15 protein-coding genes are annotated in these 19,566 nt (G+C 66.0%); 11 read left to right on the top strand and 4 right to left on the bottom strand.

Annotated elements, in window-relative coordinates:
- The first annotated feature begins 106 nt into the window (after positions 1 to 106).
- The 3 genes from xsc to NFI08_RS11520 all read left to right on the top strand — a co-directional run bounded on the left by xsc (position 107) and on the right by NFI08_RS11520 (position 3,933).
- Positions 107 to 1,927 carry a sulfoacetaldehyde acetyltransferase gene (gene xsc, locus NFI08_RS11530; protein ID WP_045991934.1) on the top strand — a complete coding sequence of 607 codons (1,821 nt, stop codon included), beginning with the start codon at positions 107 to 109 and terminating at the stop codon, positions 1,925 to 1,927.
- A gap of 182 nt (positions 1,928 to 2,109) precedes the next feature.
- A complete protein-coding gene (pta, locus tag NFI08_RS11525; protein ID WP_108449680.1) occupies positions 2,110 to 3,117 on the top strand; it encodes a phosphate acetyltransferase in 1,008 nt (335 codons plus the stop codon).
- A gap of 27 nt (positions 3,118 to 3,144) precedes the next feature.
- Positions 3,145 to 3,933: a TSUP family transporter gene (locus tag NFI08_RS11520; RefSeq protein WP_205254722.1), complete on the top strand. Its 789-nt coding sequence runs from the start codon at positions 3,145 to 3,147 to the stop codon at positions 3,931 to 3,933.
- 44 nt (positions 3,934 to 3,977) lie between these two features.
- Here NFI08_RS11520 and NFI08_RS11515 read toward each other — a convergent pair whose 3' ends face one another.
- Positions 3,978 to 4,910 carry a LysR family transcriptional regulator gene (locus NFI08_RS11515; protein ID WP_108449679.1) on the bottom strand — a complete coding sequence of 311 codons (933 nt, stop codon included), beginning with the start codon at positions 4,908 to 4,910 and terminating at the stop codon, positions 3,978 to 3,980.
- Between the two features lie 142 nt (positions 4,911 to 5,052).
- Between NFI08_RS11515 and NFI08_RS11510 the strand changes: the two genes are divergently transcribed.
- Together NFI08_RS11510 and NFI08_RS11505 are read left to right on the top strand one after the other, a co-directional pair.
- A complete protein-coding gene (locus NFI08_RS11510; protein ID WP_197037056.1) occupies positions 5,053 to 6,465 on the top strand; it encodes a sodium:solute symporter family protein in 1,413 nt (470 codons plus the stop codon).
- 188 nt (positions 6,466 to 6,653) lie between these two features.
- Positions 6,654 to 7,934, top strand: a complete 1,281-nt coding sequence (locus tag NFI08_RS11505) for an NAD(P)/FAD-dependent oxidoreductase (protein ID WP_108449678.1) — start codon at positions 6,654 to 6,656, stop codon at positions 7,932 to 7,934.
- Positions 7,935 to 8,141: 207 nt separating this feature from the next.
- On the opposite strand, the gene NFI08_RS11500 is transcribed toward NFI08_RS11505, so the two are convergent.
- The gene (locus tag NFI08_RS11500) at positions 8,142 to 9,887 is read right to left on the bottom strand and encodes a cobaltochelatase CobT-related protein (RefSeq protein WP_205254721.1); all 1,746 of its coding nucleotides are present in this window, start codon (positions 9,885 to 9,887) and stop codon (positions 8,142 to 8,144) included.
- Positions 9,884 to 10,933 carry an AAA family ATPase gene (locus NFI08_RS11495; protein WP_108449677.1) on the bottom strand — a complete coding sequence of 350 codons (1,050 nt, stop codon included), beginning with the start codon at positions 10,931 to 10,933 and terminating at the stop codon, positions 9,884 to 9,886. Before NFI08_RS11495 ends, NFI08_RS11500 begins: the two co-directional genes overlap by 4 nt.
- Positions 10,934 to 11,146: 213 nt before the next feature.
- Here NFI08_RS11495 and thiO point away from each other — a divergent pair, with 213 nt between their 5' ends.
- From thiO to NFI08_RS11480, 3 genes are all read left to right on the top strand, one after another.
- Positions 11,147 to 12,337, top strand: coding sequence for a glycine oxidase ThiO (thiO, locus tag NFI08_RS11490; protein ID WP_108449676.1), 1,191 nt, complete (start codon positions 11,147 to 11,149; stop codon positions 12,335 to 12,337).
- A 121-nt stretch (positions 12,338 to 12,458) separates the two neighbouring features.
- On the top strand, positions 12,459 to 12,851 hold the full coding sequence (locus NFI08_RS11485; protein ID WP_045991941.1) for a nuclear transport factor 2 family protein: 393 nt from the start codon (positions 12,459 to 12,461) through the stop codon (positions 12,849 to 12,851).
- Positions 12,852 to 12,884: 33 nt separating this feature from the next.
- Positions 12,885 to 14,333: an NAD(P)/FAD-dependent oxidoreductase gene (locus NFI08_RS11480; protein ID WP_108449675.1), complete on the top strand. Its 1,449-nt coding sequence runs from the start codon at positions 12,885 to 12,887 to the stop codon at positions 14,331 to 14,333.
- A gap of 102 nt (positions 14,334 to 14,435) precedes the next feature.
- Here NFI08_RS11480 and NFI08_RS11475 read toward each other — a convergent pair whose 3' ends face one another.
- Positions 14,436 to 15,338: a LysR family transcriptional regulator gene (locus NFI08_RS11475; RefSeq protein WP_108449674.1), complete on the bottom strand. Its 903-nt coding sequence runs from the start codon at positions 15,336 to 15,338 to the stop codon at positions 14,436 to 14,438.
- A 117-nt stretch (positions 15,339 to 15,455) separates the two neighbouring features.
- On the opposite strand from NFI08_RS11475, the gene NFI08_RS11470 reads away from it, so the two are divergent.
- Genes NFI08_RS11470 through NFI08_RS11460 form a run of 3 tightly spaced genes read left to right on the top strand, consistent with a single transcriptional unit; the run spans position 15,456 to position 19,559 of the window.
- The gene (locus tag NFI08_RS11470) at positions 15,456 to 16,970 is read left to right on the top strand and encodes a sodium/glutamate symporter (protein ID WP_108449673.1); all 1,515 of its coding nucleotides are present in this window, start codon (positions 15,456 to 15,458) and stop codon (positions 16,968 to 16,970) included.
- Positions 16,970 to 18,589, top strand: a complete 1,620-nt coding sequence (locus tag NFI08_RS11465; protein WP_108449672.1) for an amidohydrolase — start codon at positions 16,970 to 16,972, stop codon at positions 18,587 to 18,589. The genes NFI08_RS11470 and NFI08_RS11465 overlap by 1 nt, the downstream gene beginning before the upstream one ends.
- The gene (locus NFI08_RS11460; protein WP_162816515.1) at positions 18,579 to 19,559 is read left to right on the top strand and encodes a CobW family GTP-binding protein; all 981 of its coding nucleotides are present in this window, start codon (positions 18,579 to 18,581) and stop codon (positions 19,557 to 19,559) included. Before NFI08_RS11465 ends, NFI08_RS11460 begins: the two co-directional genes overlap by 11 nt.
- Positions 19,560 to 19,566: the final 7 nt, after the last annotated feature.

Genomic DNA, 19,566 nt, shown 5'->3' with positions numbered 1-19,566 from the left:
CGAAAAGCTTGAGGCGACCGATCCGGAGCGGCTCAAGCCAAGACAAGGCCCGAGGCCCTGATGGCCGACGCCGCCAGCATCCGCTTTTGTTCCCTGGAGGAGCCCCATGAGTCACAACGACAACACCAACAAGCGCCAGGTCGTGAAGGGTAAGCAGAAGATGACGCCCTCCGAGGCCTTCGTCGAAACCCTCGTCGCCAATGACGTCACCGACATGTTCGGGATCATGGGCTCGGCCTTCATGGACGCCATGGACATCTTTGCCCCTGCCGGCATTCGTCTGATTCCGGTGGTACACGAGCAGGGCGCGGCCCACATGGCCGACGGCTATGCCCGTGTTTCCGGCCGCCATGGTGTGGTCATCGGCCAGAATGGCCCCGGCATCTCCAACTGCGTGACCGGCATCGCGGCGGCCTACTGGGCCCACAGCCCGGTGGTGATGATCACCCCGGAAACCGGCACCACCGGTATCGGCCTGGGCGGCTTCCAGGAGTGCAACCAGCTGCCGATGTTCCAGGAGTTCACCAAGTATCAGGGCCACGTCACCCACCCGGCGCGCATGGCCGAGTACACCGGTCGCTGCTTCGAGCGGGCCATGTCGGAGATCGGTCCGACCCAGTTGAACATTCCGCGTGACTACTTCTACGGCGAGATCGAGGCCGAGATTCCCGAGCCGCGTCGCATCGACCGCGGCCCCGGTGGCGCTCAGTCACTGGACGAGGCGGCGGCCCTGCTGGCCGAGGCCAAGTTCCCGGTGATCGTTTCCGGTGGTGGCGTGGTCATGGCCGACGCGGTGGAAGAGTGCAAGGCCCTGGCCGAGCGCCTCGGCGCGCCGGTGGTCAACAGCTACCAGCACAATGACTCCTTCCCCGCCAGCCATCCGCAGTGGTGTGGTCCGCTGGGCTACCAGGGTTCCAAGGCCGGCATGAAGCTGATCTCCCAGGCCGACGTGGTGCTGGCGCTCGGCACCCGTCTCGGGCCCTTCGGTACCCTGCCGCAGCACGGCATGGACTACTGGCCGAAGGACGCCAAGATCATCCAGGTGGATGCCGACCACAAGATGCTCGGTCTGGTGAAGAAGATCTCTGTCGGCATCTGCGGCGACGCCAAGGCCGCCGCGGTCGAGCTGAGCCAGCGCCTCGAGGGTCGCGACCTGGCCTGCGACGCCTCCAAGGACGAGCGTCTTGCCAAGATCAAGGCCGAGAAGGACGCCTGGGAGAAGGAACTCGACGAGTGGACCCACGAGCGTGATCCGTTCAGCCTCGACGCCATCGAGGAAGCCAAGGACGAAAAGCCGTTCTCCGGCGGCGAGTACCTGCACCCGCGTCAGGTGCTGCGCGAACTCGAGAAGGCCATGCCGGAAGACGTGATGGTCTCCACCGATATCGGCAACATCAACTCGGTGGCCCACAGCTACCTGCGCTTCGAGAAGCCGCGCAGCTTCTTCGCCCCGATGAGCTTCGGCAACTGTGGTTACGCCTTGCCGACCATCATCGGTGCCAAGACCGCCGCGCCGCATCGTCCGGCCATCGCCTACGCCGGTGACGGTGCCTGGGGCATGAGCCTGATGGAGACCATGACCGCCGTGCGTCATGGCATCCCGGTCACCGCGGTGGTGTTCCACAACCGCCAGTGGGGCGCCGAGAAGAAGAACCAGGTCGACTTCTACAATCGCCGCTTCGTGGCCGGCGAGCTCGACAACGAGAGCTTCGCCGAGATCGGCCGCGCCATGGGTGCCGAGGGCATCACCGTGGACCGTCTGGAAGACGTGGGCCCGGCGCTGAAGAAGGCGGTGGACATGCAGATGAACGAAGGCAAGACCTGCATCATCGAGATCATGTGTACCCGCGAACTGGGCGACCCCTTCCGCCGTGACGCCCTGAAGAAGCCGGTGCGTCTCTTGGAGAAGTACCAGGACTACGTCTGATACCGGCGGCGAAGGACTCCCCTGTCTGACTCGCCACGCAAGACTCTCTCGTCCGGTATGACGACATTGCCCTGGCCTGGTGCCAGGGCTTTTTTCATTCGCCAGAGGGTTACAAAGAGCCCAGGCCGAGTGAAGGGATGGGCGGAGTCTCCGATAACAATGACCCCGGGAGAGCTGTTCCGATGAAAGCGCTCAATCATATACGCGACATGGCCCGCCAGGACCCCAGACGTATCGTGCTGTGCGAGGGCGACGATGCGCGGGTGCTCAAGGCAGGACTGGCGGCAAGCCAGGCCGGCTATGCCCGCATCTTGCTGGTGGGGGATCGTCAGGCGATCGACGCCCGGGCCGAGGCCGAAGGGCTCGAGCTTGGCGCGATCGAGCTGATCGATCCCGCCGACTCCGAGCACACTGATCGCCTGGCAACGCTCCTTCTGGAACTGCGCGGGCCCAGGGGCATGACGGCCGAGGATGCCGCCCAGCGGGTACGTGAGCCGCTGATCTTTGCCAACCTGATGGTCCGCGACGGCCTGGCCGACGGCTGTGTGGCCGGGGCGGTGCACACCACCGCCGACGTCGTCCGCGCCGCGATCCAGTTGATCGGCAAGGCGCCAGGGGCGAGCCTGGTGTCGAGCTTCTTTCTGATGATGTTGTGCAAGGAGTTCCATAGCCTGAAGGGAGGCATGATCTTCTCTGACTGCGGGCTGGTGGTGGACCCCGACGCCGAGGCGCTGTCGCAGATCGCCATGGCCGCCGCCGACAGCGCCGAGGCGCTGCTCGACGAACCGGCACGGGTGGCGATGCTGTCGTTCTCCACCAGCGGCAGCGCTCATCACGCCTCGGTGGACAAGGTCGTGGAGGCGGCGCGCAAGGTCAAGAACGCGCGCCCGGGCCTGGCCATCGACGAGGACGTGCAGCTCGACGCCGCCATCGTCGCCGAGATCGCCGAGCGCAAGCTGCCGGACTCCAGGGTCAAGGGCAACGCCAATGTGCTGATCTTCCCGGACCTTGAGGCTGGCAATATCGGCTACAAGCTGGCCGAGCGGATCGGCGGCGCCGAGGCTATCGGTCCGCTGCTGCAGGGCCTGGCGCGGCCTGCCAATGACCTCTCGCGGGGCTGCAGCGAAGAGGATATCGTCAACGTGATCGCCGTCACCACGGTCCAGGCCCAGCGCCTGTCGGTGGCGTAACATTCATCTGGCCGGCCGGGAGGGAAGATGACACTGGTACCCGAGGGAATGGAGCTGTCTGGCCTTTTGGCGGTGATACTGATCACCGTTCTGGCAGGCTACCTGCACACGGTGTCCGGGTTCGGTATCGGCATGATCATCATCGGCGTGGCCAGTGGCTTCGAGCTGGTCAGCGTCGCCACCCTGGTGGCGGTGGTCAGTCTGGTGACCCTGGTCAACAGCGCCGTGGCCCTGCCCGGCAAGCTGCATCATCTCGACCGGCGCCACCTGCTGGCACTGGGGCTCGGCATCGTGCCGTCCATCGGCCTCGGGGTGTGGGCGCTGAACTGGCTGAGCGTCAGCGCCGAGGCGCTGTTGATGCTGATGCTGGGGGCGCTGGTGTTCTACGGCGGGCTCAGCGTGGGCCTGCGGCCGCGCCCACGCGCGGCCGTATCGTCCTCGGCAGGCTTCGCCGCGAACGGCGTCATGACTGGGCTGCTGGCCGGAATGTTCGGCATGCCGGGGCCGCCGGTCATCTACCACTGCTATCGCCAGCCGCTGCCCACCGAGACCATCCGGCTATTGCTGATCGCCTGCTTCGCCATGACCTCGGGGGTGCGCACCCTGTATGTCGGCGCCGCCGGCGGGCTCGATGCCCAGGTCTGGCTGCTGGCGTTGTGGACCCTGCCGGCGGTGGCGCTGGCCACCTGGGCCGGACGCCGCTATCCGCCGCCCTGCAGCGCCGTGCTATTGAGACGAGTGGCCATGCTGACGCTGATGGTGATAGGCGTGGGGCTGATGCTCGACGGCAGCCTGGCGCTGTGGACCAGGGCGTGAGGCCGAAGCAGGGAGCGAAGGTCGGCCGTTTACCCTTGTACGATTCACAGCGTAATCGGTGACAGGGCCCGTTCGCGCCAGCGTTCGAGCCCCGCCTCGAGATAGGGCAGAAAGTGCTGACCTTGCCTGGATAGAGCGTGAAAGCGCGAGGTGATCACGGCGATATCGAGGTCGATGGCGGGAACGAAGGGTAGGATCGCTACGGCGCAGTCGCGACGCATCAGAAAGCTCCAGGCCGAGACCGGGTCCACCAGGGCATGGCCGATGCCGGCATTGACCAGGCTGATGGCGGAAGGGAACAGGTGGGTTTCGGCGGCGATCTGCCAGTCGGCGCTGGCCTGTCTGAGCGCCTGCTTCAACTTGAGTGTGCTCTGGTGGTGCTCGTCCAGGGTCACCAGAGCCTTGCCGTCAAGATCCGCCGCCTCTACCTGAGCAAGGCCCGCCAGCGGGCTGTGGCGCGGTACCGCCAGGTGCATGCGCAGGGACAGGTGGCGGGCATCGAGGTCGTTAAGGTCATCCTGGCGTTCAATCACGCCGACATCGAACTGGCCCTCGGCCACCCAGTCCCGGATCTTGCGCGAGCTGAAGGTCTGCAACGACAGCCGGGTATCGGGATAGTCGGCCAGGTACTCGGCCATGATCCCGGGCATGGCGGTGGGCGAGAGCCCCGGCATGCAGCCCAGGATCAGCTTGCCCGCGCGGCCCTGGCGCAGGCCATCGGCGAGTTCGTCCAGATGTGACACCGACGCCAGTACCTTGTCGACCCCCTCCATCAGATAGTGGGCCTCGGGGGTCAGCTCGGTGCCGTAGTTGTTGCGGCGAAACAGCAAGAACCCCACCTCCTGCTCGAGATTGGCGATGGCCGAACTGACCGCCGGCTGGCTGAGCTCCAGACGACGGGCGGCCTTCGACAGGCTGCCGGTGTGCACAACCTCGCGAAATATCTGGAGCTGGCGAAGCTGGTGACGAACCTTCATGGGCGTCCCTCCGGGCGCCCTCAGGAAGTGAGCGAGCGCCTCTAAATTGTATTTATGGTTTCATAGTTATCTCAAAGTTGTCTTTATGGCAATGGCGGTCGATGCTGACACCACCCCCAACAACCATAACGAGGGTAGTTCCATGAATCCCATCGACCTCGGCGGTCTGCTTCTGTATTTCGCGATACTGATCTACATCGGCTATCGCAGCGCCAAGAAAGTGTCCGGCAGCGCGGACTTTGCGGTGGCCGGCAACAAGATCATCTGGCCGGTGCTGTTCGCCACCCTGGCGGCTTCCTTCCTCGGCGGCGGCGCCTCCATGGGGCGTGCCGGCAAGTCCTTCGACGAAGGCTACGCCTTCATGGTCGCCGCCTCGGCCTTTCCCCTGGCCACGGTACTGGCGGGTCTGTTCATCGCCCCCCGGCTCAAGCGCTACGTCAACGCCCAGACCGTAGGCGACATCATGGCGCAGCACTTCGGTGCCAGCGCGCGACTGTTCACCGGCATCTTCTCGCTGGTGTTCTGCATCGGCATCCTCGGCGCCCAGGCCCTGGCGGTAGGCACCGTGTTCCACGCCATCCTCGGTATCGAGGTCTCCACCGGCATCCTGATCGGCATGGCGGTGGTGCTGTTGTATTCCACCGTGGGTGGCATGTGGGCGGTGATCCAGACCGACGTGGTGCAGTTTCTGATGCTGGCGGTGTTCCTGCCGGTGACCATGCTGATCGGCATCCATGATCTGGGCGGCCCCCAGGCGCTGGTGGAGCGGTTGCCCGAGGGCCACTTCAGCCTGATGGGCGACTATTCGGTGGGCATGTTCCTGTCGATCTTCATCGCCTTTCTGCTCGGCGAGACCCTGGTGCCGCCCTACACCCAGCGCGCCCTGTCGGCCCCTGACTCGCGCCACGCCCGCATCGGCTATTCGGTGGCCGGCGGCTTCGGCTTCCTGTTCTATCTGGTCAGCGCCACCATCGGGCTGGTCGCGCTGGTGCTCTATCCGACCATCTCGCCCGACCAGGCGATGCCGACCCTGATCCGCGACGCCCTGCCGGTGGGCATCACCGGATTGGTGCTGGCCTCGCTCCTGGCCGTGGTGATGTCCACCGCCGACTCCTACCTCAACTCGGCGGCGGTGATCTTCGTCGGTGACATCTACAAGCCCTTTATCGAGCCTGACGTCAGCGAGAAGAAGCGGCTGTGGATCGAGCGACTGGTCAACCTGCTGATTGGCCTCGGTGCGGTGGTCTTCGCCCTCTACGCCACCTCGATCATCGATGCGCTGCTGCTCAGCTACGCGCTGTGGGCGCCGACCATTCTGCTGCCCTTCGTGTTCGCGGTGCTGTTCGATCTGCGCTGCACCCGCTCGGCGGTCGCCGCCATGCTCGCCGGCGCCCTGGTGACCATCCTGTGGAAGTGGGGGCCCTTCGACCTGCAGGCGGCGACCGGTCTGACCGCGCTGATCGCCGGCGTCATCGCCAATGTGCTGGTGTTTGTACTGGTCTACCGGCTGTTCCGCTCGGTCCCCGACGCCCCTGTCGCCGCCAAGGCTCAGTGAAGGAGATTCCCATGACTCTGTACGCTCTTGCTCTGTATACCGTCAGTGCCGTCAGCATCCTTACCGCGGTGGGGGTGGGTATCGCCTCCTGGCGCTTCTACCGCGACAACTGAACCCACGATATCGCCCACAAGACGCGGCTGGCCCCATAGACGGGCCGGCCGCCCTCGTCCAACAGGAGACAGTGCATGAATACCATCGCCGTCGTGGGTGCCGGCATCGTCGGGCTGGCCGTGGCGCGTTCGCTGGCGGGACGTGGCCACCGGGTACAGCTTTTTGACCCGGGCCCGCCGGGGGAGGGCACCTCCTTCGGCAATGCCGGCCTGATCGCCAACTACGCCACCTCGCCCATGGCCAGTATCGATACCTTGAGGCAACTCCCTGGAGAGCTGTGTCGGCGTGACGCCTCGCTGTCGGTTGACCCTCGCTATCTGGCCCGCCTGGCGGGCTTTGGTCCGCGCTTTCTCAAGGCGGCGACGCCGTCGCGTTTTGCCCGCCACAAGTCGGATCTGGTGGCGCTGATTCAGGATGCGGTCAAGGCTCAGCACGCGTTGCTGGAGTCGCTCGAGGCGCCGGATCTGTACGCCGACACCGGCTGTCTGCAACTCGCCCGCCAAGGCGACCCCCTGGCCGCGACCCTGGAGGCGTCGGCCCGTGCCAAGCGGGCCGATGGGGTGGCCTGTGAGGCGCTTACGGCGCAGGAGGTGCGCGATCTGGAACCCGCGATCCATCCCGCGGATCTCGTCGGCGGCCTGTACTTCCCCGAGACGCGCCACCTCAAGGATTCCCTGGCGGTGAGCCGAGCCCTGTGGCAGCGCCTGGAAGGCGAGGGCGTGGTGCAGCATGGTACCCGCATCAAGAGGCTGGTGCCGCTGGCCGCGGGGGGCTGGCGCCTGATCGGTGAGGACGGCGAGAATGGTGAGAACGGCGAGAATGGCGAGAATGGCAAGCCCCGTGAGTACCAGGCCGACCAGGTCGTGCTGTGCGCGGGCATCGCCAATGATGCCTTGCTCAAGTCGCTCGGTGTGTCGCTGCCGGTGGTGAGCGAGCGCGGCTACCACGTGCGGCTTGAAACGCCGCTTTCGCTGTCGCGCCCGGTGGGCTGGCTGGCCCGCCACTTCTATGCCACCCCCATGCATGGCGGCGTTCGCCTGGCCGGCACCACCGAGTTTACCGCTCCTGACCGCGCCGCCGACGAGCGCCGCTGGGAAAGGCTCAAGGGCTGGGGGGAAGCGCTGTTCGGACGGCCCCTGAGCCTGGCGGAGCGCTGGATGGGCGTGCGCCATTCGACACCGGACGGCCTGCCGGTAGTGGGGCAGGTGACGGGCAGAGAAGGGCTCTTTGTGGCCTACGGCCACGGCCACCTTGGGCTGACCCAGTCCGCCCACACCGGCGAATTGATCGCGGCCATGATCCACGGCGAAGCCTTGCCTGACTACGTCGCTAGCCTGTCCCCCGCACGGTTTTAGCAAAGTCGATTCTAGACGAGCAATTCTAGACGAGCACTTTGAGATCAGCACTGATAGACGAGCGCTAGGCTCAGTCCGAAAAGTCGGCGAGCGAAGGTTAGACAAGGCAAAAATCGGTGAGACAGCGCAGTTTACGGGGTGTAAATGAGCATGTTGATCCGATTTTTAACGCCGTATTGCCGAGCGTAGGCACTTTTCAGACAAGCCCTAGTAACGACGCCTCGACAGCATCAGCTCCACCACTTCGTCGAGCAGGGCGTTGTCGAGGGTCTGGTCCAGGGCGATGACCCGGTGGCGGGCGTAGTAGGGACTCAGGTCCAGGCCGACGCCGAGGCCGATGATATCGATGGGGCCGGGGCGACGGCCGTTGCCACCGCCGAAGGTCGCGACCACCGAGCGCAGGTGGTTGTCGAGGTAGTGGCGGTCGTTGGCCAGGTTGGTGGCGCTGTCCGAGGGGCTGCCGTCGGAGATCACCACCAGCAGGCGGCGATTGACGTCTGCCGCCATCAGGCGCTGGCAGGCCCACTCGACCGCTTCACCGTCTATCCCTTCCTTGTACAGGTCGGCCTTGAGCAGGGCGGCGAAGCGCTTCCGCGCGCGTCGCCACGGCTGCTGGGCGTCCTTGAAGATCAGATGACGGGCCTCGTTAAGCCGTCCCGGCGCGGCGGGACGCCCGGCCTTGAGCCAGTCGCGCTGGGCTCGGCCGCCGTTCCAGGCGGCGGTGGTGAAGCCCAGCACCTCGCTGTCGACGCCGGCCATGTCCAGCGCCCGGGTCAACAGCTCGACCAGCATGGCGATGGACTCGCCGTGGGCCTTCATCGAGCCGGAGCAGTCGATCAGCAGGGTCACCTGGGCGTCGCTGACCGGACGGTAGCGCTCGCGCCGAAAGACGCGCCGCTCCTGAGGGGAGGAGACGATCTGGGACAGCCGGCGGCCGTCGATGACGCCGCTTTCCTCGCCGTCCTGCCAGCCATCGCGATCGGCCACCGACAGGTGGCGGCGAAACTGACGGGCCAGACGACGCACATTGACCTTCTGGGCGTGCAGGCGCTCGTCCAGGCGCGCCCGATACTCTTCCAACTGGGCCTGACGCACCAGGCTGTCGGCCTCGCGCTCGCTGTCGTAGGCGGTGGTGAAGGCGCGATAACGATGGGCGCCGTCGGCCAGGGTGCGGCTCTGGCCGGTGGCGGCCAGGGGCACCTCGTCGTCGAGCTCGTCCTCGCTGTCGAGTAGCAGTGCCAGCGCCCGGCGTGGGTCCTTGGCTTCGTCCTCGCGCTCGCCCTGGGGCTCGTAGCCTTCGAGCTGGGCACCGATCCAGTCGGTGATATCGCGGGCGTGACGCTGGAATCCTTGCTGGTCGTGGCGCTCGCGCCGCAGTCCCGCCAGGGCGTGGCCCAGCGCCGGTACGATATTGGCGCGGGTCGCTTCCAGCAAGTCCTCGAATTCCTCGAGCATGGGCGCCGCCATCAGCCGTGACCGGCTGATCTGGATCACGCAGAACAGCAACAGGCCCAGCGCGCTCTCGGTGAGCTGGGCGTGGTGATAGTCCAGCGACCAGCGCTCGAAGCGTGCCTTCAGGTTGCGCGCCATGCCTGGGGCAGGCCCGTCCAGCAGGGCCTCGACCCGACACTGCTCGAGCCAGTCGTAGATCAGTCGCGGCTCGGGTTCCTCGGGGCGCAGGCGCTGGTGCAGCCGGTCGTCGCTGAAGCGCTGGCGCAATGCCAGGGCGTCGCTGACGGCGCGATAGTCGGCGAGTGACAGGCAGTCCTCGGCAAGCTTGAGGTGAGGCGCGCGCAGGGCCACCCGGGACGCCCCTCGGTAGAGCCTGCGACCGGCGTAGAACCAGTCGTGCTCACCGGTATGGGCGCGCAGCACGGCGGCCTCCAGCTCCTCCAGGTACTGCTGGCGGCGCTGGCGGGCGAGCGCCAGCGCCGCCTCGCCCGCTGCGCTCATGGCGCCTCCCCGGCGTCTTCTTTCTTGTCCAGTGAATCGCTGGCCTGTGAATCGTCGTCTGACAGCACACTGGCCACGGATTCGCTGAGTTCGGCATCGAAGCAGCGCTGGTAGAACTCGGCGACCAGGGGCCGTTCGTGCTCGTCGCACTTGTTGAGAAACGATAGCCGGAAGGCCAGCGCCGGGTCGCGGAAGATCTCGCAGTTCTCGGCCCAGGTGATGACGGTACGCGGCGACATCAGCGTCGACAGGTCGCCGTTGGCGAAGCCCTTACGGGTCAGTTCGGCCACCGCCACCATGGCGTCGATGTGGCGTCGGCCACGTTCGTTGTCCTTGCTCGGCACCCGGGCGAGCACGATCTTCACTTCCTCGTCGCGGCGCAGGTAGTCGAGCTTGGCGACGATGTTCCAGCGGTCCACCTGGGCGTGGTTGAGCAGTTGGGTGCCCTGGTAGAGGCCGTCCTGGTTGCCCAGCCCCACGGTATTGGCGGTGGCGAACAGACGAAACATCGGATGCGGGCTGATGACCCGGTTCTGGTCGACCAGGGTGAACTGGCCGTCGCGCTCCAGAATGCGCTGGATTACGAACATCACGTCGGGACGCCCGGCGTCGTACTCGTCGAAGATCAGCGCCACCGGGCGCTGCAGCGACCAGGGCACGATGCCTTCCTGAAACTCGGTGACCTGGACCCCGTCGCGAATGACGATGGCGTCCTTGCCGACCAGGTCGAGGCGGCTGATATGGCCGTCCAGGTTGACCCTGACGCAGGGCCAGTTGAGGCGGGCGGCCACCTGCTCGATATGGGTCGACTTGCCGGTGCCGTGCAGGCCCTGAACCATCACCCGGCGGTTGCGGGTGAAGCCGGCCAGGATCGCCAGGGTCACGTCGGGATTGAAGCGATAGGCGTCATCGATGGCCGGCACATGGTCGTCGCGCGTCTCGAACACCGGGACTTGGAGGTCGGATTCGATGCCGAAGATTTCCCGGGCGCTGTGCCAACGCTGGGCGGGGAGGGCGTCGTCGAGCAGGGGTGAGGCGTCGGCCATGGTCGTCAATCCTGAAACGCGGTGGAAAGGTGTGACGTCACTATAGACCTGTTTTAAAAAATCACGCAAATTGTATCGAAAAATGAGATTTTGTGGATGTTGTGTCGCTGCGACGATTGGCCTTTGGCGGTGATAACAGCGGTGATAACGGTGGTGGCAGCGGTCGCGATAGCGGCGCTGAATTGACATGGGCAGACGAGCGAGGAGGCGAGCATGAGCGATGTAGTGGTGATAGGCGGCGGGGTCATCGGCCTGATGAGCGCCTGGCAGTTGGCCGAGGCGGGGCTTTCGGTGACCCTGGTGGAGCGCGGGCGCTGTGCCCGGGAAGCCTCCTGGGCCGGTGGCGGTATCGTCTCGCCACTCTACCCCTGGCGCTACAGCGCCCCGGTGTCGGCGTTGTCGGCACTATCGGAAGAGGTCTATCCGGGGCTCTGCGATGAACTCAGGGAGACCACCGGCGTCGACCCTCAGTTCAGCCGACACGGGCTTCTGTACCTGGCGGTGGAAGATGCCGACGCGGCGCGTCGCTGGGCCAGGTGTCAGGCCAAGCCGCTCGAGGACATCGACGCCGATGCCATCCGCCGGATGGAGCCGGCGTTGGCCGACACCCAATGGGTCCGCCAGGGCCAGGGCGGACTGTGGATGCCGACCCTGGGTAGTCTGCGCAATCCGCGCCTGGGCCGTGCCCTGCGTGCGCGGCTCGAGCGGCATCCGGGGGTCGAGCTGCGCGAGGGCTGTGAGGTGACCGGCTTCAAGGTCGTGGCCGGGCAGATCCAGGGCGTCGACACCGCCACCGGCGTGCTCACCGCGTCCAGGGTGCTGGTATGCGGCGGCGCCTGGAGCGGTGCCCTGCTCAAGCACCTCGGGGTCGGCATGGCGGTGGCACCGGTCAAGGGCCAGATGATGGTGCTGCGACCGGCTCCCGGCACGCCGCGGCCGCTGTCGCGGGTGGTGCTGGGCGATGGGCGCTACCTGATTCCACGGCGTGATGGCCGCATCCTGGTGGGGTCCACCCTTGAGCATCAAGGCTTCGACAAGCGCACCACCAGCGAGGCCCGGGTGTCGCTGTATCGCAGTGCCGTGCGCCTGCTGCCGGCGCTCGCCCGGGCGTCGATCGAGCACCACTGGGCGGGCCTGCGTCCCGGCTCCCCCGGGGGGATACCCTTTATCGGTGAGGTGCCAGGATGTCGTGGCCTCCACGTCAATGCCGGGCACTTTCGCAACGGCCTGGTGCTGGCGCCGGCGGCGGCGCGGCTGGGCGTCGAGCTGATGCTGGGGCGTACCCCTTGCGTGGATCCGGCCCCCTATCGCATCCAGCGCGAAGAGCCGGCGGGCCCTGTCTCTACCCCTGGCTCGATGTCCGTGTCGGGGCTGGCCCAATCGACGGCGGGCAACTGGTGCTAAGTGGCAGACGACCGGCCCCTATAGGCTCAAGGTGAGTCGAGGCGCGCTGCGCCTCGCCACCACTTTGCTGACACAGCGTGAGCGACACCCACCCGCGCTGCCAATAACAAGGAGTCTCACCATGAGCCAGCCCGACGCCCAGTTTCTCGCCGACTTCGCCGACGCCCTCAACCGTCACGATATCGATGCGGTGATGTCGATGATGACCGACGACTGCGAATTTCATGCAGTCGCAGGTCCCGACCTGCTCGGCAAGACCTTTCGTGGTCAGCAGGAGGTTCGCGCCGGGCTGCGTGCCGCCTGGGAAAACGCGCCGGACGCCCAATGGCTCGACGGCGTGCATCAGGTCGTGGGAGATCGCGGCTACAGCGAAAGCACCTATAGCGGCACCACCGCCGATGGCATGCGCTCCGAGGCGCGGATGATCGACGCCTTCACCTTCCGTGACGGCAAGATCGCGGTGAAGAACGCCTACCGCAAGCAGCGCCCCGCCACGCCGGTCAATAACGGCTGAGCGACCTCGGATACCTGACTCGGGAGCTTCGACATGCTGGATCTACAGACCCCGCTGGCCGCTTCGTCGGACGATGCCGCCCGGGCCACTCCGGCCCAGGCCCCCTATGATCCCGCCTATGATCCGTTGACCGCCAGGCAGGTCGGTACCGGCTGTGACTATGCGCCGACCTACTGGATCGCCACCGCCGGCGAGCCCCCGGCCGACGATGGCCCGATCGTGGCGGACACCGACGCCGACGTGGTGATCATCGGCTCCGGGTTCACCGGCCTTACGGCGGCGATCTTTCTGGCCGAGCGCTACGGCATCAAGGCCACGGTGCTCGAGGCCAACCGTGTCAGCTGGGGATGCAGCACCCGCAATGGCGGCCAGGCCCAGTGCGCCTCGGGGCGGCTCAAGCGGTCTCAGTGGATCCAGCGCTATGGCCTCGATACCGCGCTCAAGTTGCACCGCGAGTGTGTCGAGGGCATGCAGACCTTCAAGTCGCTGATCGCCGATATCGACTGCGACCCGCAGCCCGGCGGGCACCTGTATATCGCCCACAAGGATAGGGTGATGCCGAGCCTGGAGAAGGAGGCGCGGCTTCTGCGCGAGACCTTCGACTACGACGCTCGCATCATCGACGGCGACACCGTCAAGCGCGAGTGGGTGGGTGACAGCGAGGCGGCCGGCGCCATGCACGAGCCCGAGGGCATCGGTATCCACGCCGCCAAGCTGGCCTTCGGCTACCATCGCAAGGCGCGCGCCCTGGGGGTGAAGATCCACCCGGCGAGCCCGGTGCTGGGCTGGGAGACCCATGGCGACGTGCACCATCTGCGCACGCCAGGCGGCGTGGTCAAGGCGCGGGCGGTGGGCATGGCCACCGGCGGCTACGTCACCGGCCAGCTGAGCCCCCACCTCAAGAACCGGTTGCTGCCGATTCTGTCGAACTCCATGGTCACTCGGCCGCTGACCGAGGCCGAGATCGAGGCCACCGGTTTCCGCACCCGACAGGTGCTGACCGACACCCGAATCCTGCGCCACTACTATCGGCTGCTGCCGGACAACCGCGTGCAGATCGGCAGTCGCAGCGCCATCAGCGGCCGCGATGCCCCCAGGGAGCGCTACGCGGCGGTACTCAGGGGCGATCTGGAGCGCAAGTTCCCGGCGCTCGCCGGCATCGAGATCGACTACTCCTGGTGGGGCTGGGTCGACGTCAGCCACGACATGATGCCGCGCATCCATCAGCCGGACCCGAAGGAGAGCGTCTTCTACGCCCTGGGCTATGGCGGCAACGGGGTGATGTACTCGGCCCAGGCCGGCAAGCGCCTGGCCCAGTGGATCGCCGGGGAGGGCAGGTCGCTGGATCTGCCGATCTTCACCTCGAAGCTGCCCTTTCCCAACCTGCGCGAACGTATCGAGTCGGAGGCCTTCGCCCCCTTCCGCCGATTCGGCCAGCGCTTCCTCTATCGCTACTACTACTTCAAGGACGAGGTGCTCTGAACCTGATCGGTCCCGTTCTGGATATGGGTAACCCTCACGACGATGCCGCGACCTTGGGGTCGCGGCTTTTCAATGTCTGTGGTGCTGCGGCGGGTGCTGCGGCTACTTCACTTCCTCCGGTGGCAACATCTTGTCGAGGCGGTCGAGAAAGGCCTGCTGAACCGCTGTCACGCCGTCTTCCCGCCAGGCCACCTCGGTGACCAGGCACTCCTTTACCCCCTCCAGCGGCAGCAGGGTGACGCCCTTGCGCACATAGTTGGTGGCGCACTCCAGGTGCACGGTGACGCCGAAGTCGCAGGCGACAAAGGCAAACATGGTCTCGCTGTTGAAGGTCTCCTGGGCGACATGGGGTTCGAAGCCCGCCTGCCGACAGATCTGCTCGAGCATCTGGCGAAAGTGCAGCCACATGCTGCGGGCGCCAAGAATGAACGGCTCCCGGGCCAACTCCTCCAGCCGGATGCTCTTGCGCCCGGCCAACGGGTGGTTGTCACCGACCGCGGCGATAAAGTGATCTCGCTGGATGGGACGGGAACGCAGCCCCGGGGTCAGCACCGGGCCGGTAACGAAGCCGAAGTCCAGGCGTCCCTCGGTCAATTCGTCGAGCTGCTGGGCGGTGGAGCCGAAGCTCAGGTCGAAGTGGATGTCCGGATTCTGGCGGCGAAAGTCGTCCAATAGTGCCGGCAACTCACCGGTGATGGCGAAGTCGGTGTAGCCGATGGCAAGCCGGCCCAGTTCTCCACGGCCCGCTCGCTGGGTCTTGAGCACCGCATCATCGATCTGTCGCAGTATCTGGCGGCTCTCCTCGAGCATGATGCGTCCCGGATCGGTGAGGCGGACCTGGCGATTGTTGCGCACGAACAGCGCTTCACCGATGGCGTCCTCGAGCTGAACGATAGTCCGGCTCAGCGCCGGCTGGGCGACGTTGAGACGCTCGGCGGCGCGGCGAAAGTGCAGGCTGTCGGCCACGGCGACAAAGGCGTAAAGGTGGCGAAGCTCAATGCGCATTGATGCCTCACGGGTATCAAGTGAACGTTAAATGATATTATACGCGCAACGATGGCGTGCCTAGGCTGGAAGTGTTCGCTTCACTTCCAACAACGACAACGTCGAGGTGACTCCATCATGCAAGACTCCTTTCACGGGGTGATCGCCTTCGCGCTGCTTGCCCTCATGCTGTGGGTCGGCAGCCAGCTGCGAAGCCGGCTGAGCTGGCTTCGGGCCTCGCTGGTGCCGGCCAGCATCGTCGGTGGCCTGATCGGTTTTCTGGCGCTTTCGCTGGATCTGCTGCCGGGCTATTCACCCGCCGACTTCACCGCTTTGACCTTTCATTTCTTCACCCTGAGCTTCATGTCGCTGTGCCTTACCGGGGGTGGTCGCCAGGACGCGCCCGGTGGTGGCGGCAGTATCGTGCGCGGCGGGCTCTGGCTGACGCTTGCCTGGAGCATCAGCCTGGGCATGCAAGGTGCCATCGGCTTTCTGGTGGTGACCGGCTACGACGCCGTGACCGGCAGCGACGTCAGCGGATTTCTGGGAGCCATCGTGACCCACGGCTTTACCCAGGGGCCGGGCCAGGCGCTGACCTACGGCACCATCTGGGAGACCGAGTACGGCATCGCCAATGCCGCCCAGGTGGGGCTGATCTATGCCTCTCTGGGATTCTTGATGGCGTTTGCCCTGGGCGTGCCGCTGGCCCGGCGCTACCTGACCAAGGGGGTGAACGCCAATCGTGCCTCGCGCCTGGATGACAACTTTCGCCTGGGCTTCTTTACCCGGGCGGGCGACGACGAGGGCAACCAGCAGGCTCCCGGGATGGGGCGCATGGTGTCGCACCCGGGCAATCTGGATTCGCTGGCCTACCATCTGGGCCTGCTTGCCATCGCCTACGTGATCACCCACCTGTGGCTGACCTTCGTGCAGGGCATCATCGGCAATGCCTCGCCGTTCGGCATCAACGTCGGGGTGCTGTTCAGCCACAACCTGTTCTTTCTGCACGGGCTGGGTGTCTGCGTGCTGATGCGCATGGTGATCGATCGGCTCGGGCTTTCCCACCGTGTCGATGACGAGACGCTCAAGCGGATCACCGGCAGCGCGGTGGACTTCATGGTGGTGGGGACCCTCATGAGCATCCAGTTCGCGGTGCTCTACGCGCTGCTGGCGCCGATCCTGCTGGTGACCGTGACGGTGACGATCGCCACCCTGGTGGGCTGTCTGTTGATCGGGCGGTTGAGCGGCAATCTGGGACCAGAGCGTACCGTGACCTCCTTTGGCTGCTGCTGCGGCTCCACCGGTACCGGGCTCTTGCTGCTGCGCATGATGGACGCCGACTTTTCCACCTCGGTGCCCAAGGAGCTTGCCTTCTTCAATCTGGCCATCGTGGTGGTCAACCTGCACATCCTGATGATCTTCGCCCCCATCGTGCCGTCGCTGACGCCGGCGATCTATCTGCTGGTATTCGGCGGCACCGCCATCGCCCTGATCGCCTGCATCCCGCTGATGCTGATGTGGGGGCGGCACGGCAGAGCCTCATCGCCCTCGTCGGGCTGGGCCGAGGGGGTTCCCACCCAAGGCCATGCCGCCGCCCAGTCAGACTCAGCCTCCGCGTCTTCGCCCACCATCAGCAAGGGAGCTGCCTCCTGATGAGCATCACCGTCTATCCCGCTCGACGCATCCTGACCATGAATCCGTCCCAGCCCGAGGCGACCCATGTCGCGGTGCAGGGAGATCGCATCCTGGCGGTGGGGGATGCGCAAGCGATGCCGCCCGACGCCCGCATCGATGATCGCTTTGCCGACAAGGTGATCCTGCCGGGTTTCGTCGAAGGCCACAGCCACGCTCTGGAAGGCGCCATGTGGGACTACCTCTATCTCGGGTATTTCAGCCGGGTCGATGCCGAGGGCAAGGAGTGGCCGGGGCTGAAGAGCGTCGCCGAGATGCAGGCCCGGCTGCGCCAGCATGCAGATAGCCTGCCGCCAGGCGAGCCGCTGGTCGCCTGGGGCTTTGATCCGGTCTACTTTCCCGGCCAGCGCCTGAGTCGCCACCAGCTCGACGAGGCGGTGGGAGATCGACCACTGGTGGTGCTGCACGCAAGCCTGCACGTGATGACCGTCAATTCGGCCATGCTGGCACTGTCCGGCATCAGCGAGGGGCCGCGGGTCGAGGGCATCATGCTCGACGAGGACGGCCAGCCCAATGGCGAGCTCCAGGAAATGGCCGCCATGTTCGTGGTGTTCGATGCCCTTGGCAGGAATCTGTTCGAGGCGGTGGCGTCACCCGAGGTGCTCAGGCGCTACGGCGCCATCGCGGCGGCCAAGGGCGTCACCACCATCACCGATCTGTACAACCCCTTGAGCGATGACGCCATCGCCTCGATGGTCGAGGTGACCCGGGAGGCCGATTTTCCGGTGCGGCTGGTGCCGGCCATGGGGGTGCTGGCGTGGTCGGCCGAGGAGGGCATCGCGCGGCTCCAGGCGGCGATGGGCCACAGCCATGAGCGGCTGGTGTTTGGCCCGGCCAAGCTGATGACCGACGGCTCGATCCAGGGCTACACCGCGCGGCTGAAGTGGCCCCACTACCATGACGGTCATCCCAACGGGCTGTGGAACGCCGAGCCAGAGGGACTGGTGGCGCTGGTACACGCCTACCACCAGGCGGGGCTTCAACTGCACATTCACACCAACGGTGACGAGGCCGTGGAGTTGATGCTGGACGCCCTGGAGGAGGCGCTGACCCTGTGGCCGCGCTTCGATCACCGCCATACCCTGCAGCACTGCCAGATCATCGACCATGCTCAGCTACATCGCGCCGCCCGTCTTGGACTGTGCCTGAACATGTTCGCCAATCATCTCTACTACTGGGGCGATGTGCACCTGGAACGCACCCTGGGACCGACGCGCTGCCAGCGCCTGGAGCCGCTGGCCTCGGCCCGCCGACTGGGCATCGTCACCGCTATCCACAGCGATGCGCCGGTGACCCCGCTGGGGCCGCTGTTCACCGCCTGGTGTGCGGTCAATCGCCAGAGCGCCAGTGGTCAGACGCTGGGCCACCACGAGGCGGTGAGCGTGGAAGATGCACTGGAAATGATCACCCTGGGCGCTGCCATCACGCTGGGTATGGACGACCGTGTGGGTAGCCTGGACGTCGGCAAGTTTGCCGATATGGCGGTACTGGATGACGACCCATTGCAAGTTTCAGCACAGGATTTGCGACACATCCGGGTACACGCCACGGTGTCGGGAGGACAGGTGCATGAGGTGTGATGATCGGGTGCCGGTGACGGTGATCGCAGGTTTCCTGGGGGCGGGCAAGACCAGCTATCTCAACCGTCGGCTGGCGTCGGGGGATATCGAGGATGCTCTGATTCTGGTCAACGACGTCGGCGAGGTGAACGTCGATGTGGCGGCGATCGACTACCGCGACGATCGCGTGCTGTCGCTGTCCAACGGCTGCGTCTGCTGCACCCTGGGGGGCACCCTGGCCGAGCAGCTGTCCCAGGCGCTGCGACTCAAGGCCAGGCCAACGGAAATTCTGATCGAGGCCAGCGGCGTGGCCAATCCTCAGCGGATCGCCGATATCGCCAGGCTGGCGCCGGGGCTTGAGCTTGCCGACATCGTGGTACTGGTGGATGCGAGCCAGGCTGGCCGTCTGGCGCTGGACGCCCAGGTGGGGGAGCTATGGCGCGCCCAGGTGCACGCCGCCCATCGTCTGCTGGTCAATCGTCTGCCTCAAGAGGACAGCGCGCGCGACCAGCTGCTCGGATGGCTGGGACAGCTCGCCCCAGGTGCGGCGGTGGTGACAGAGCCGGTCCAGGTGGCTCCCGCGTCGTCCAGGACGACGTCCTCTGGCCCGGCCTTTTGGCAAGCGAATGGCGCCGGGCCATCGGCGGAGCCGTTCGCCGAGCGTGCCCGACACTCGGGGCTGACCGATGCCACCCTGCACCTTCGCCACTCCCTGGTGGCCGAGGAGCTGCAAGTGCTGCTCGAGCGCTACCGCGACTGCCTGTTTCGCGCCAAGGGTTTTGTCCGCTGTCGGCTGGCGGACGGGGAAGAATGGCGAAGTCTGCAGTTGAGCGGGCAGCGCCTCGCCTGGCAGAGCCACGGGCCGCCCGCCACCGGCGCCGTGCTGGTGTGCATCGGTCGCCGGGGCGAACGCTTTACTCGGTTGATGGAGGAGCTTGCGCAGCTCGACAGCGAGACTGATACGGCGCCGATGGCACCGATCGGGCGCTAGCCCAGTG

This window comes from Halomonas sp. EF61 (assembly GCF_040147045.1).
Classification (GTDB): Bacteria; Pseudomonadota; Gammaproteobacteria; order Pseudomonadales; family Halomonadaceae; genus Halomonas; species Halomonas litopenaei.
Note: the sequence above shows the minus strand (reverse complement) of the source record. Positions and strands in the feature narration are given on the sequence as shown.